Origin of the sequence: Geminicoccus harenae, from assembly GCF_019800005.1 — a bacterium.
Lineage (GTDB): Bacteria > Pseudomonadota > Alphaproteobacteria > Geminicoccales > Geminicoccaceae > Geminicoccus > Geminicoccus harenae.
In genome coordinates, this window is sequence record NZ_JABGCL010000007.1 from 189,599 (window position 1) to 203,266 (window position 13,668).

At 70.0% G+C, this 13,668-nt stretch carries 14 protein-coding genes; 3 read left to right on the top strand and 11 right to left on the bottom strand.

Going from position 1 to position 13,668, the window contains the following annotated elements; translation table 11 throughout:
- Positions 1–4: 4 nt before the first annotated feature.
- The 7 genes from HLA95_RS08765 to ada all read right to left on the bottom strand — a co-directional run bounded on the left by HLA95_RS08765 (position 5) and on the right by ada (position 7,072).
- Positions 5–961, bottom strand: a complete 957-nt coding sequence (locus HLA95_RS08765; RefSeq protein WP_222183001.1) for a 2-hydroxyacid dehydrogenase — start codon at positions 959–961, stop codon at positions 5–7.
- Between the two features lie 38 nt (positions 962–999).
- Positions 1,000–2,325: an ABC transporter substrate-binding protein gene (locus tag HLA95_RS08770; RefSeq protein ID WP_191059674.1), complete on the bottom strand. Its 1,326-nt coding sequence runs from the start codon at positions 2,323–2,325 to the stop codon at positions 1,000–1,002.
- A gap of 96 nt (positions 2,326–2,421) precedes the next feature.
- The gene (locus tag HLA95_RS08775) at positions 2,422–3,321 is read right to left on the bottom strand and encodes an NAD-dependent epimerase/dehydratase family protein (protein WP_191059675.1); all 900 of its coding nucleotides are present in this window, start codon (positions 3,319–3,321) and stop codon (positions 2,422–2,424) included.
- 37 nt (positions 3,322–3,358) lie between these two features.
- Complete coding sequence (locus HLA95_RS08780) at positions 3,359–4,615, bottom strand: aminopeptidase (protein ID WP_191059676.1); 1,257 nt, start codon at positions 4,613–4,615, stop codon at positions 3,359–3,361.
- A gap of 146 nt (positions 4,616–4,761) precedes the next feature.
- Positions 4,762–5,220 (bottom strand): carboxymuconolactone decarboxylase family protein, encoded by a 459-nt coding sequence (locus HLA95_RS08785; protein ID WP_191059677.1) that lies wholly within the window; start codon positions 5,218–5,220, stop codon positions 4,762–4,764.
- A 65-nt stretch (positions 5,221–5,285) separates the two neighbouring features.
- Entirely contained in the window at positions 5,286–5,972 is a 687-nt protein-coding gene (locus HLA95_RS08790) for a 2OG-Fe(II) oxygenase (protein WP_222183036.1), read from the bottom strand.
- A gap of 2 nt (positions 5,973–5,974) precedes the next feature.
- Complete coding sequence (gene ada / locus HLA95_RS08795; protein WP_222183038.1) at positions 5,975–7,072, bottom strand: bifunctional DNA-binding transcriptional regulator/O6-methylguanine-DNA methyltransferase Ada; 1,098 nt, start codon at positions 7,070–7,072, stop codon at positions 5,975–5,977.
- A gap of 162 nt (positions 7,073–7,234) precedes the next feature.
- Between ada and HLA95_RS08800 the strand changes: the two genes are divergently transcribed.
- Positions 7,235–8,398, top strand: a complete 1,164-nt coding sequence (locus HLA95_RS08800; protein ID WP_222183003.1) for an FAD-dependent monooxygenase — start codon at positions 7,235–7,237, stop codon at positions 8,396–8,398.
- Between the two features lie 63 nt (positions 8,399–8,461).
- On the opposite strand, the gene HLA95_RS08805 is transcribed toward HLA95_RS08800, so the two are convergent.
- A complete protein-coding gene (locus tag HLA95_RS08805; protein WP_191060313.1) occupies positions 8,462–8,965 on the bottom strand; it encodes a YciE/YciF ferroxidase family protein in 504 nt (167 codons plus the stop codon).
- Positions 8,966–9,016: 51 nt separating this feature from the next.
- Positions 9,017–9,337, bottom strand: coding sequence for a plasmid stabilization protein (locus HLA95_RS08810; protein WP_191060312.1), 321 nt, complete (start codon positions 9,335–9,337; stop codon positions 9,017–9,019).
- Positions 9,338–9,465: 128 nt separating this feature from the next.
- Here HLA95_RS08810 and HLA95_RS08815 point away from each other — a divergent pair, with 128 nt between their 5' ends.
- Complete coding sequence (locus HLA95_RS08815) at positions 9,466–10,356, top strand: DUF72 domain-containing protein (RefSeq protein WP_222183006.1); 891 nt, start codon at positions 9,466–9,468, stop codon at positions 10,354–10,356.
- Between the two features lie 3 nt (positions 10,357–10,359).
- Here HLA95_RS08815 and HLA95_RS08820 read toward each other — a convergent pair whose 3' ends face one another.
- Both HLA95_RS08820 and HLA95_RS08825 read right to left on the bottom strand, forming a co-directional pair.
- The gene (locus HLA95_RS08820) at positions 10,360–11,817 is read right to left on the bottom strand and encodes a UdgX family uracil-DNA binding protein (RefSeq protein ID WP_322100116.1); all 1,458 of its coding nucleotides are present in this window, start codon (positions 11,815–11,817) and stop codon (positions 10,360–10,362) included.
- A complete protein-coding gene (locus HLA95_RS08825) occupies positions 11,814–13,040 on the bottom strand; it encodes a putative DNA modification/repair radical SAM protein (RefSeq protein ID WP_222183008.1) in 1,227 nt (408 codons plus the stop codon). The genes HLA95_RS08820 and HLA95_RS08825 overlap by 4 nt, the downstream gene beginning before the upstream one ends.
- Before the next feature lie 144 nt (positions 13,041–13,184).
- Here HLA95_RS08825 and ybaK point away from each other — a divergent pair, with 144 nt between their 5' ends.
- Positions 13,185–13,658, top strand: a complete 474-nt coding sequence (gene ybaK, locus HLA95_RS08830; RefSeq protein WP_191059483.1) for a Cys-tRNA(Pro) deacylase — start codon at positions 13,185–13,187, stop codon at positions 13,656–13,658.
- The last annotated feature ends 10 nt before the right edge of the window (positions 13,659–13,668 follow it).

A 13,668-nucleotide genomic window follows, 5' to 3' on the forward strand; every position in this document is an offset into this window, starting at 1 on the left:
CCGCTCAGCCGATCGGGGTGCGGGCACCCTTGCCGGCGAACCAGTCGACCAGGTTGCCGACCACACACTCGCCCATCGCCCCCATGGTCTCCTCGGTGCTGCTGGCCACGTGCGGGGTCAGCACCACGTTGTCCAGGCGCAGCAGGGCTTCGGGCACGCTCGGCTCGTCGTGGAACACGTCCAGCCCGGCCGCACCCAGCCGGCCATTCACCAGCGCGTCGACCAGGGCCGGCTCGTCCACCAGCCAGCCGCGCGCGATGTTGACGAAGATGCCGCGCGGCCCCAGCGCCTCGATCACCTCTTTCGGCACCAGCGGCGGGCTGCCCTTGGGCCCGCCGGCCGCGCACAGCACCAGCAGGTCGGAATCTCCCGCGAGCGCCACGGCACTGTCGTAATACTGGTAGGGCACGTCCTGCCGAACCGGGTCATAGTAGCCGATCCGGGTCTTGAACGCGGCCAGCCGATGGGCGACCTCGCGGCCGATCCGGCCGAGGCCCAGTATGCCCACGCGCATCCCGGTGAGCTTGCGGCCGAGCGAGAGCCGCGTGCTGCCTTGCCAGGAGCCCTGCCGGATGAACCGGTCGCCCAGGGCGACCTTGCGGCAGGCCGCCAGCGCCAGCGCCACGGCGAGGTCGGCCACGTCGTCGAACAGCACCGGTGCGGTACAGACCGTGATGTTGCGCTCCCGGCAGGCCGGCAGGTCGGTGGTCTCGAGACCCACGCCGTTGATGGCGCAGATCTCGAGATTGGGCATCAGCTCGATCTGCGCCCGGGACAGGCCGGCCATGCCGTGGCTGGCCACGCCCCGGACCCGCGGCCCCACCTCGCGCAGCATGGCGAGCGGGTCGGCAGCCTCGTAGACCCGATGCACGGTGAAGTGCCGCTCCAGCGCCTCCATGACTTCCGGCCGCTGTGCGCCCACCGCCGCGATCTCGACCCTGCCTGCCTGCCCGTCGCTCATCTGCGCTTCCGTTCCACTTGCTCAGGAAAAGCCGGGCGTCAGACCCGGCGGTAGATCCGCTCGGCCCGGCGCTGCGCCTCGGCCGCCGCCTCCTCGGGCGTGGCCTGGCCGGCCACCACGGTCGAGTACATCTGCAAGACGATCCCGTCCGCCCGCGCCGCCGAGGCCGCCTCGCCCGGGCTGCCCTTGTAGCTCTGCGGCAGCGCGTTGCGCATGATGTCGCGGAACGGCGTATAGAGCGGGTCGGCGTTCCAGATCGGCGCGGCGTCGTAGGCCATCAGCGGATGGGTCCAGTAGCCGACGCTCGCCTCCTGCCAGGGCAGGTACTGCTCCTGCTCCATCATGAAGCGCAGGTACTGCTTGGCCGCGTTCGGATACTTGCTGTACTTGAAGATCACGCCGTTGATGACCAGCGCCCCCTGGGTGGGCTTGCCCACCGGGCCCACCGGATAGTCGGCATGGCCGATATCGTCGGCGATCGCCCGCATCGCCGGATCGTCCGCGTTCTTGGCGGCGTAATAGACCGAGATGCCGTTCGAGGTGAGCCCGATCTCGCCGGCCAGGAACGCCTTGTTGTTCGACGGGTCGAGCCAGGAGATCGTGCCCGGGATGAAGGTCTTGGCCAGCTCGTTGACGTAGTTCAGCGATTCGATGGTCTTGGGATTGTCGATCACCACCTGGTCGTTCTCGTCGACCAGCGAGCTGTCGTAGCCCCACAGCATCGTGTCGGTCCAACCGCCGTCACCCACGGCGCCGAAGGCGAAGCCGGCCGGATGGCCGATCTTCTGCAATTCCTGGCAGAGCTTGAGGAAGCCCGGGAAGTCCTTCGGGAACTCGTCGAACCCGGCCTCCTTCACCCAGGACTTGCGATAGACCATGGCAGCGCCGTTGCCGCCGACCGGGATCGCGATCCAGTCCTCGCCGCGCTTGCCGTAGAAGGAGCAGACCGGGAACCAGCCGCCATATTTCTTGCCGAGATAGTCGGCGAGATCGTTCAGCGGGACGAGCTTGTCGGCGAAGAGCTGCGGGTCCTCCTGCCAAGCCAGCGCAATGTCGGGCCCGGTGCCGACATTGGCCGCGACCGCGGTCTTGGGCCGCAGGTCCTCCCAGCTCTCGCTGTCGACCCGGACCTCGACGCCGAACTGCTCGGAGAACTTCCTGCTGTTCTCCAGCCACTGGGTCTCGTCGCCCGGCACGAACTTGGCCGGCCGCAGCACGCGCAGGGAGGCACCCTCCTCCACCGGCCAGTCCGGCACCGGCACGTCCGCGGCCTGGATCTGGGCGAATGCATCCCGGGAAAAGGCGGCACCCGCCATCAGTCCCAGGCCTGCGCGCATTACCGAGCGTCGGGTCGAACCACCCATGACCGAACCTCCCAGATTGGCGATCTTCGTCGCGTACTACTCTGCCATACTAGCATGGCACGACCGTCGCAACCGCCCCCGGGAAGATCCGCGCTGTCAGCCTTGCCGCAGCTCCTGGCGCACCCAGTCGACCACCGAGCCGTGTCGTGGCTGCCAACCGAGCTCGGCCCGCGCCAGGTCCGCGCGCACCCGGCTGTTGGAGGCGAGCGCGAACATCGCCTTCTCGAACCCCCACTCGGCGATCGCCTCGTCGGCCGGCCAGCTCTGCGCCTCGCCCAGCCCCAGCGCATCGGCGATCGCCTGGACCAGTTCCTTGAATGACTCCTCGCCGTTCTCGACGAAATAGAACGAGCCGGGCTTCGCCCGCTCCAGTGCAAGGAGGTAGAGGTCGGCCATGTCCTCGACATGGACATTGGCCCAGCGGTTCAGGCCGCGGCCGACATGGCGCGCGATCCCGCTCCGCTCCGCCTGGCGCACCAGCGCCGGGATCTGCACGCTGTCGCGCTGGAGGCCCAGCCCATGACCGTAGATCAGCGTGTTGCACAGGACCACGGAGCGCACGCCGACGGCGGCCGCCTCGCGCACCCGCTGGTCGACCCGCACCCGCGCCGCCTTCTCCGGTTCCGGCGTGACCTCCTCCAGCGTCCGGTAGATCCGCTCGTCCGGCTCGCCCCGCGCATCGTTGGCGGCGATGCTGGAGCCGCTGGTGTGCAGGAACGGCTTGTTCGACCCGGCGAGTGCCCGGATCAGCATCTCGACGGCGGTGCGATGGTCGGAATTGGCGGCATTCACCACCGCATCCGCGCGCTTGGCCTGCTCTGTCAGGAGCCGGACGTCGTCCAGCGTACCGATCACTGGCTCGATGCCGCGCGCGCGCAACTGCTCGGCCTTGGCCTCGCTGCGGACCAGGCCGATGATGCGATGGCCCGCCGCCTTCAGCCGCTCGGCGACCGAGCCGCCGATATAGCCCGAAGCACCGGTGACGAAGATGTCCATGCCCTGCCTTTCGCTGCCCAGATGAAGCCGTGCCTCTTCAGGCCCACTCGCCCCGGCGCATCACCGGCACCCGCCCGCCATCGGCCCGGATGCCGTCGATGTCGATCTCGCCAGACCCGATCATCCAGTCGATATGGATCAGGCTCTGGTTGCCGCCGCGCGCCGCCACTTCCTCGGGCGTGAGCTTGCCGCCGTCGATGAAGCACTTGGCGTAGCATTGGCCCAGCGCAATGTGCGAGGCGGCGTTCTCGTCGAACAGGGTGTTGTAGAACAAGAGCCCGCTCTGCGAGATCGGCGACGAGTTCGGCACCAGGGCGACCTCGCCCAGCCGCCGCGCCCCCTCGTCCGTGTCCATCACCTTGGTCAGCACCTCCTCGCCCTTGGCCGCGCGCACCGACACCGCCCGTCCGCCCTCGAAGCGGACCTCGATGTCCTGGATCAGCGTGCCCTGGTGCGAGAGCGGCTTGGTGCTGCGCACGACCCCATCCACCTTCGCCGCGTGCGGCGTGGTGAACACCTCCTCGCTCGGGATGTTCGGGTTGCATTCGATGCCGTTCTTGGCGGTGGAGGCACCACCCTGCCAGAAATGGCCATCGCCCAGGCCCACCGTGAGGTCGGTGCCGGGGCCGGAGAAATGCAATGCTGCGAAGTGGTGCTCGTTCAGCCAGTCGCGGCGTGCATGGAGCCGGGCATTATGCTCGCGCCAGGCCGCCACCGGGTCCGCCTGGTCGACCCGCGACGCGGCGAAGATCGCCTCCGCGAGCTTGCGCACCGCGACCTCCTCCGGCTCGCCCGGGAACACCACCTTCGCCCAGGACGGGTTCGGGTAGGACACGATCGTCCAGTTGATGTCGAAGCCGACGATCCGCTCCAGTGCCGGCTTGTAGGCCGTGGAGTTCGCCCGGTTGGCGCGCGCCACCTTGGCCGGGTCCTGGTCGGCCAGCAGCATCGGGTTGTCGCCGGCGATCGCGAGCCGGGCGGCATTGCCGGCGAACGCCTTGGCCATGCCCTCGTAGAGCCAGCCGCTCGCCCGGTCGAAGCTGGCATCGGCGCCGTAGCGGTAGCGTGCCAGCGCCGTTTCCTCGTCGGCGAAGAAGGTGGTCACCAGCCCGGCCCCGGCCTTGTAGGCATGCTCGGTGATCCGCCGCACCAGCGGCAGGGCGGCAATCGGTGCGGTCATCACCAGATCCTGGCCCTCGGCCAGCCGCAACCCGACCTTGACCGCCACCTCGCCCAGCCGGTCGAGCATGGCCGGATCGACGCCTGCCGGCGCGGCCAGGGACAGATCAGACATGGTATCGCTCCTCTTCGGCCAACGGCCCCGGCCCGAAGCCATATCGGCTGGGCCGGGGCTTCGCCAGTGCGGGCGAAGCCCGCAGCCAAATGGGCCAGTGCGGGTGAACCCCGCACTCGCCCAAGGAGCGTGTCTTCCGCCGCGGCTCAGCGCTCGCCGGCGCGGTCGTGCGGGTGGACCGTGCGGAAGCCGATCGCCACCCGGTTCCAGGCGTTGATCGTGGTGATCGCCAGCGTCAGCTTGACGATCTCCTCCGGCGAGAACTCCCGCGCCACCTCGGCATAGACCTCGTCCGGCGCATGGCCCTGCGTGATCAGGGTCAGCGCCTCCGTCCACGCCAGCGCCGCCCGCTCGCGCGGCGTGAACATGCGCGATTCACGCCAAGCGCTCAGGAGGTAGATCCGCTCCTCCCGCTCGCCATGCTCCCGCGCGTCGCTGGCATGCATGTGCAGGCAGAAGGCACAACCGTTGATCTGCGAGGCGCGGATCTTCACCAGCTCATGCAAACTGTGCTCCAGCCCGTCCGCCGCCAGCCGCTCGGCCATCTCCATCATCGGCTGCATCGTCTTCGGCGCGACCTGGTAGGGGTTCAGTCTGGCTTCCATGTCGACCTCTTCTGGAATCGTTGACGCTCCAGAGACGAGCCGGCCCCGGCGGATGTGACATGGGTTCACGCCGCGTCGTGGAAGATGATCCCCAGCGTGTGCCGCCGCCCGCTGCGCAGCGGGCTGACCCCGTGGCGCATGGTGGCGCGATACAGGCTGCGCGTGCCCCGGACCGGGCGGTCGCGCACCGGGAAGACCACCGCGTCGCCTTGGGCCAGCGGCGCCACCAGCACCCGCGACTGCATGCGTGGGCGCGCCTCGGTGAGCACGAACTCGCCGCCGGCAAAGTCCCGCCCGGGCTCGGACAGGAGGCAGACGACCTGCAGCGGGAAAACATGCGGGCCGTACACGTCCTGGTGCAGGCAGTTGTAGTCGCCCGGCCCATAACGGAGCAGCAGCGGGGTCGGCCGGGTCTGGCCCGCCGCATGGCACCGGGCGAGGAAGGCCGGCAGCTCCGCAGGATAGCGCTCCGGCCGCCCCATGAGCTCCGCCCAGCGATTGGCGACCGTGGCCAGCACCGGATAAAGCCGGCTGCGCAGTTCCTGGACCACCGGCGGCAGGGGATAGGCAAAATACTGGTACTCGCCCTGGCCGAACCCGTGGCGGCTCATCACGATCCGGCTGCGAAAGGCGGCAGCATCGTCATAGCCATCCGCCAACTCCTGGCAGGTCGCGGCGTCGAGCAGCCCCGGCAGGATGGCGGCCCCGCGCGCATCCAGCTCCGCCAGGACCGCCGCGGCATCGGGCACCATGCTCAACCCTTCGCCTCCCGCTCGAGCAGCCGCCGCTTGCGCGCCACCCCCCAGCGATAGCCGGAGAGATCGCCGTCGCTGCGCACCACCCGGTGGCAGGGCACCGCCACCGCCAGCCGGTTGGCGGCACAGGCCAGGGCCACCGCGCGCACTGCCTTGGGTGCGCCGATCCGCTCGGCGATCTCGGCATAGCTCGCCGTGGCGCCGGGCGGGATCTCCCGCAGTGCCCGCCAGACCCGCTCCTGGAAGGCGGTGCCCTGGACGTCGAGCGGCAGGTCCAGCCCCAGTTTCGGCGCCTCGACGAAGCACACCACCGCCGCCACCCAGTCCCCGAACCGCGCGTCGCCGGCCGCCAGCTCCGCCTTGGGGAAGCGCAGGGCCAAGTCGCTTTCCAGTTCGGCCGGATCGTCGCCCAGCAGGATCGCGCAGATCCCCGTCTCGCTGGCCGCCACCAGCAGCTGGCCCAGGCTGCACCGGGTCACGGCGAACTGGATCCGCCGCCCCTGCCCGCCCTGGCGCAGCTCGGTCGGCCGCATCCCCAGCACCTTGCCGGCCTCCGCATAGAAGCGCCCGTTGGAGTTGAACCCGGCATCGTAGATGGCGGCGGTGACCGTCTCGCTGCGGCCGAGCTCCGCCCGCACCCGCCGCGCCCGCCAGGCCGCGGCATAGGCCCTGGGGGTGAGCCCAGTCCGCTCCTTGAACAGCCGGTGGAAATGGAACCGGCTGAGACCCACGGCGTCGGCCAGATGGGCCAGGTCCGGCAGCTCCTCGGCCGTCTCGATCAGCCGGCAGGCCCTGGCGACCGCCTGGGCCTGGTGCCGGTCCTGCGGCTCCAGCTCCGGCCGGCAGCGCTTGCAGGGCCGAAACCCTGCCTGCTCCGCCGCGGCCGGGCTGTCGTGGAAGCTGACATTCTCGCGCCTGGCCGGCCGCGCCTTGCAGGACGGCCGGCAGTACACGCCGGTGGTGCGCACCGCGAACCAGAAGGCACCGTCCGCCGCCTGGTCGCGCGCCTGCACCGCCGCCCAGCGCGCCTCGTCGGTCTGGAACTCGCCCTGGTCCATTCTGGTCGGCCGGATGTCGGTTATGTCGATCTGCGTCATCGTCATGTAGCGATCTCCTGGCGGCAACGTGAGCCTCGAGGCGACACGCCCGCTGCATGACGCATCCTGATGCTTGCCGGCGGTCGGCGCACTCCGCCGCTTGCGCCGCAATCCGCTCTGCGCCACCACCGGTCCTGGTCAGGGCTGGAGGGATGGCTGGCGATGGTGCTGCCGCGTGACTGCGAGGTGCTGGTGGTGGGCGCCGGGCCGGCCGGGCTCAGCCTCGCCGCCGAGCTGGAGCGCCAGGGGGCCGGCCGCGTCCTGCTGGTCGACCGGCAGGCGGAGGGCAGCAATCTGTCGCGTGCCGCGGTGATCCATGCGCGCACGCTGGAAGTGCTGGAGCCCCTGGGCGCCACGGCCGAGCTGCTGCGCGCCGGCCATGCGGTCAAGGTCTTTCGCATGCGCGAGCATGACCGGCTGCTCGCCACCATTCCCTTCGACCGGCTGCCCAGCCCCTATCGCTTTGTCTTGATGTGCCCGCAGGACCGGACCGAGCAGATCCTGCACCACCGCCTGACCGCGCTCGGCGGCACGGTGGCGCGGCCCTGCAAGCTAGTCCGGCTGGAGCCGGGGCCGGACCATGTCCTGGCCGACCTGGAGACCGATCTGGGCACGCAGCAGGTGGCCGCCCGCTACGTGGTCGGCTGCGATGGCGGCCACAGCTTCGTGCGCGAGGCGGCCGGCATCGCGTTTGCCGGCGGCACCTACGAGGAGAGCTTCGTCCTGGCCGACCTGCACATGGACTGGCCGCTCGGCCCGGACGAGGCGAGCCTGATGCTGTCGCCGGACGGGCTGATGGTGGTGGTGCCGTTCCCGGGCGGGCGCTACCGGATCGTCGCGACCATGGCCGATGCCCCGGCCGAGCCCGACCTCGCCACCGCGCAGGCACTGCTGGACCGGCGCGGGCCGCAGCAACAGCGGGCGGTGGCGCACGACCTGATCTGGAGCTCGCGCTTTCGCATCCACCACCGGGTCGCTGCCAGCTTCCGCAAGGACCGCGTGCTCCTGTGCGGTGACGCCGCCCATGTCCACAGCCCGGCGGGCGGCCAGGGGATGAACACCGGCATCCAGGACGCAGTGAGCCTGGCCGGTCCGCTGATCGCCACCTTGCGCCAGGGCGACACGGAAGGGCTGGACGCCTGGGCGACAGCACGCCGGCACAACGCCCAGCGCCTGGTGGCGATGACCGACCGGCTCACCCGGATCGCCACCGCGCGCTCGACGCCGGCCCGGCTCCTGCGCAACCTGGCGCTGCAGACCGTGACCCGCCTCCCGCCCCTGCAGCGGCGCATCGCCTTCCGTCTGGCCGAGCTGGACCTGCGCTAGAACGACAGATGGCCCCGCCAGGCTCGCCGGCGGGGCCATCCACGCGAAGGATCGAGGTGCTGGTCAGGCGGCGGCGCGGTTGATCTTCGCTTCCGCCATCTGGGTCAGCTTCGCGTCGGTCGCCTTTTCCTCGTCCAGGTTCTGCTGGAGCACGCTGGCGCAGTCGTTGCGGCCGAGCTGCTTGGCCCAGGCGATCAGCGTGCCGTAGCGGGTGATCTCATAGTGCTCGACGGCCTGGGCGGAGGCCACCAACGCTGCGTCCAGCACCTCCTTGTCGGCGACCTCGCCGGCCACCTCGTTGGCCTCCTTGATGATCCCGTCGATGGCCGGGCAGGTGACGCCCTTGGCCTGGACGCCGTGCATCTTGAAGACCTGCTCAAGTCGCTGAATCTGGTTCTCGGTCTCGCGCAGATGCTGCTCGAAACCGGACTTGAGCTGCGGGTTGGTCGCCTTGCTGATCATCTTCGGCAAGGCCTTGGTGATCTGCTGCTCCGCGTAATAGATGTCCTGGAGCTGATGGACGAACAGATCATCCATCGTCTTGATATCGCTCGTGAACAGACCCATGGTTTTTCCTCCCGGCCCGGATCCTGCCGGATCCCTGGCCCATATCGTGTGTCAGTGATGCGCGTGCTGTTCCGCGTTGCGCTTGCGGGTCGCAGCCGCCTTCTTCGCGGATGCGGAACGCTCCGCCGCCGAACGGGACGCCGACGCCTTGCCGCCCTTCTCCCCGCCCTTGTGGGCAGCCGGATGGCCGGTATGGGCACTCCTGCCGGAGCCGCCGCTCTTCTTGCCGCCGCCATCGTCCTTGTTGACGGTGGCCCAGGCACGCCGCTCGGCCTCGTCCTCCGACACGCCGCGCGCCTCGTAGCCTTCCGCGATATGCTCGGCCTTGCGCTTCTGCTTGTCGGTGTACTTGGACTTGTCGCCCTGTGGCATCGATGCCTCCAGTCCTGGCTGCCTCAAGAACCGCCCTGCCGCCACCGAGTTCCCCTTTCGACCGCCCGGCACCGGAGAACCTGCCGCCCCCCGGCGGGTTCTTAGCCTCGACACAGAGGAGGCGGCGATTGGTACCGGCAGGCGACATCCGCATCGGCATCTCGGGCTGGACCTATCCGCCCTGGCGCGGCGGCTTCTATCCCAAGGGCCTGCCGCAGCGCGCCGAGCTGGCCCATGCCGCCCGGGTCTTCCGCACGATCGAGATCAACGGCACGTTCTACGGCCTGCAGAGGCCGGCGACCTTCGCCCGCTGGGCCGAGGCCACGCCGGACGGCTTCGTGTTCGCGGTCAAGGCACCGCGCTTCATCACCCATGACAGCGGACTGGTGGAGCCCGAGACGCCGATCGCCAACTTCCTGGCCTCGGGCGTCCTGCGCCTGGGCGACCGGCTGGGCCCGATCCTCTGGCAGTTCCCGCCGGGCTTCCGCTTCGAGCCGGAACTATTCGCTGCCTTCCTGGCGCTCCTGCCCCAGGACGGGGCGGCTGCCCTGGCATTGGCGGAGCGCCACGACGCCCATGTCGGGGAACACACCTGGCTCGCGGCGGACGGGATCGGCCGCATCCGCCACGCCGTCGAGATCCGCCACGAGAGCTTCTGCACGCCCGATTTCGTCGCCCTGCTCCGCCGCCACCGCGTGGCCCTGGTCGCCGCCGACGCTCCTCGCTGGCCAGCCTTGTTCGACCTCACCACCGACTTCGCCTATTGCCGGCTCCATGGCGGCAAGCTGCTCTACCGCAGCAGCTACGACGGGGCCTCGCTGGACCGCTGGGCAGCTCGCCTCCAGGCCTGGAGCCAGGGCCTGCCCATGACTGACGGCGGCTTCATCGCGCCCGGGGGCGATCCGGCACCAATGCCCCGCGACGTTTATCTCTACTTCGACAACACCATGCAGCAGGCGGCCCCGGTCGACGCCCTGGCCCTGGTCGACCGGCTCCAGCCGGCGCAAGCCACCGGCTGAGCCTCAGCCCATCCGCACGCTCGGGTCGTGCTCGCCCACCAGGCGCAGGTCCTCCACGAACTTCGCATACTCGCTGGCCCGGAGCGCCTCGTCCGGCACGCGCAGCAGATAGGAGGGATGGACGGTCGCCATCATCTCGGCGTCATTGTCGGTCTTCAGCACCTGGCCGCGCACCGAGCGCAGGGAGGTCGCCTTGCCGATCAGGCTCTGCACCGCGGTCGCCCCCAGCGCCACCACCAGCTTCGGCCGGATCGTGGCGAGCTCGCCGGTCAGCCAGGGCCGGCAGGCGCGGATCTCGCCGGTATTGGGCTTCTGGTGGATGCGCCGCTTGCCGCGCGGCTCGAACTTGAAGTGCTTCACCGCATTGGTGACATAGACCTTCTGCCGGTCCAGCCCGGCCTCGCCGAGTGCCCGGTCGAACAGCTGACCGGCGGGGCCCACGAACGGCCGGCCCTTCAGGTCCTCGCTGTCGCCCGGCTGCTCGCCGACGAACACCACGCTGGCGTGCTCCGGCCCCTCGCCGAACACGGTCTGGGTGGCCGGCGCCCAGAGCGGGCAGTTGCGGCAGCCGGCGGCTTGCGTGCGCAGTTCCTCCAGTCGGGTGACGGCCTGAGCTTCGGCCATGGCGCTCGCTCCCAAGGATGGCATGGCGGGTCGCTGCGGCTGCGGATTGGGCAGCGCTGGCATCGCAGCAACCATCTCGCGGGCGCGCCGTTCCGCATTTTCCACCAGCGGCCGGATAAGCCGGGCCTCGGGCAGGTTCTTCCAGTATTTCTCCGGCATCTCCGAGCGCATCGCCTGCACCTTCAGCCGGGCCGGGTTGAAGATCGCCGCGTAATAGCTGCGCCAGAGCTCCTCCAGCGCATCCTCGGACGGTGCCGCCGAGCGCGGCACGCCATCAGCGAAACGGAGCTCCACCCCGTCCCAGTGCACCGAGCGCTCCGGGGTCAGGATCGACCAGCGCATTGCAGCGAAGCGCCGCTGGAAGAAGGGCGCCGCCGCCTCGACGATATGATGCTCCGGCTCGAACCAGGCGATGAACTGCTGCCCCCCGCCCTCGTCCTCGATGGCCCGGAAGCGGACGAAGGCGTGCATCTTGTGGATGTCGCGCCGCACGGCCTTGGCCATCCCGCCCACTCGCGCCACCAGCGGGTCGATCGCCACCGCCAGTATGTCGCGCTGGCGCAGCACCGCCTGGAGCAGCGCATAGAGCAGGGCGAACCGCTCCGGGTCCCGGTGGCAGATCGCCGTTTCGGCCAATTGCAGGAAGCGGCGCGGCACGGAGAAGCCCGCTTCCGCACCCGGCAGCGGCGCCGGCTCGGGCTGGAACAGCCCTGCCTCCTCCCCGGCCACCCGCCACTCGATCGCCTCGCCCGGCGTGCCCGCCAGCGCAAACGCCCTGGCCCAGCGCCGCCAGCCCTCCAGGTCGACCGGCGAGGCCAGCTCCGCCAGATAGGTCACAGGCCCAGCTCGAGCTGCCGGGCCGGCGGCCGCAGCCGCTCCACCAGCCGCTCGCCGTCCAGCAGCCGGGTGGCCGGCCGGTGGTCCGGCAGCACCACGAAGGGCAGCACCTTGCCGACCGGCACCCGGAGCCGAGCGAGATCGTCGCTGCGCACCTGCCGGTAGCGGCGGGCGGAGAGGATCCGCTCGACCGACCTGGTGCCCAGCCCCGGCACGCGCAGCAGTTCCTCGCGGCTGGCCCGGTTCAAATCGAGCGGGAAGCGGTCCCGGTGCTGGAGCGCCCAGGCGAGCTTCGGGTCGATGTCGAGCGGCAGCATGCCCGAGGCTGGTGCGATCTCGTCGACGGTGAAGCCGTAGAAGCGCAGGAGCCAGTCGGCCTGGTAGAGCCGGTGCTCGCGGAGCAGCGGCGGTGCTGCCAGCGGCAGGCTGGCGCTGGCCTCGGGGATCGGGCTGAAGGCGGAATAATAGACGCGCTTGAGCCGGTACGAGCCGTACAGGTTGGCCGACGTATCCAGGATAGTCCGGTCGGAGGCCCCATCCGCGCCGACGATCATCTGGGTGCTCTGCCCGGCCGGCGCGAAGCGCGGCGCCCGCACACTGCGCCGCTTCTCCTCCGTGGCTTCCTCCAGCCGCACCCTGAGATCGCCCATGGTGCGCCGGATCGCGCGCACGTCCTTCTCGGGTGCCAGCGTCTTCAGGCCCGTCTCGGTCGGCAGCTCGATATTGATCGAGAGCCGGTCGGCATGAAGCCCGGCCTCCGCCACCAGCTCGGGCGCCGCATCCGGAATGGTCTTGAGATGGATATAGCCGCGAAACCCGTGCCCGACCCGCAGGGTGCGCGCCACCAGGACCAGCTGCTCCATCGTGTAGTCGGGGCTGCGGATGATGCCCGAGGACAGGAACAGGCCCTCGATATAGTTGCGCCGGTAGAAGTCGAGGGTCAGGTCCACGACCTCGCGCACGGTGAAGCGTGCCCGGCGCACGTTCGAGGACGACCGGTTGATGCAGTAGCGGCAGTCGAACATGCAGGCATTGGTGAGCAGGATCTTGAGCAGCGAGATGCAGCGCCCGTCCGGCGCATAGGAATGGCAGATGCCCATACCCTCGGTGGAGCCGATGCCCTTGCCGCCGGCCGAATGCCGCTTCTCCGTGCCGCTCGACGCGCAGGACGCGTCGTATTTCGCGGCATCGGCCAGGATTTCCAGCTTGCTTTGGACGTCCATCCGCTCGACCTTCGCCGGCAGCCATCGAGGTTGCCGCTATGTTCCCGTCCGAGCCGCCCGCGAGCAAGCGTGGCGGCCCTGGCCAGCGGACCAGCCGCCGCCTGGATGAGTATACGCAGCCAAGCCCCGCCCAGATCACCCGGCATGTCCAAGAGCACCCGTGCGACCCAGTTCCTCCAGCGGGCCAAGGTCGCCTTCGACACCGTGACCTACGACTACGACCCGGACGCCGACCGGGTCGGCCTGCAGGCCGCCGAAGCGATCGGCGCTCCCCCGCATCGAGTCCTGAAGACGCTGATGGCCGAGGTCGACGGCCGGCCGGTCTGCGTGATCGTGCCCTCCGACCGCGAGGTGAACATGAAGAAGCTCGCCGCCGCGTTCACCGGCAAGTCCGCCCAGATGATGCGCCCGGCCGATGCCGAGCGCCTGACCGGCTACCATGTCGGCGGCATCAGCCCGTTCGGCCAGAAGAAGCGCGTGCCGGTCGCGATCGAGGCCAGTGCCATGGACGAGGAACACGTCTTCCTCAACGGCGGCCAGCGCGGCCTCCAGCTCCGCATGGCCCCGGGCGATGCCCAGGCGGCGCTGGACGCGATCGTGGTGCCGCTGGTGGCCTGACCGGCCTGAC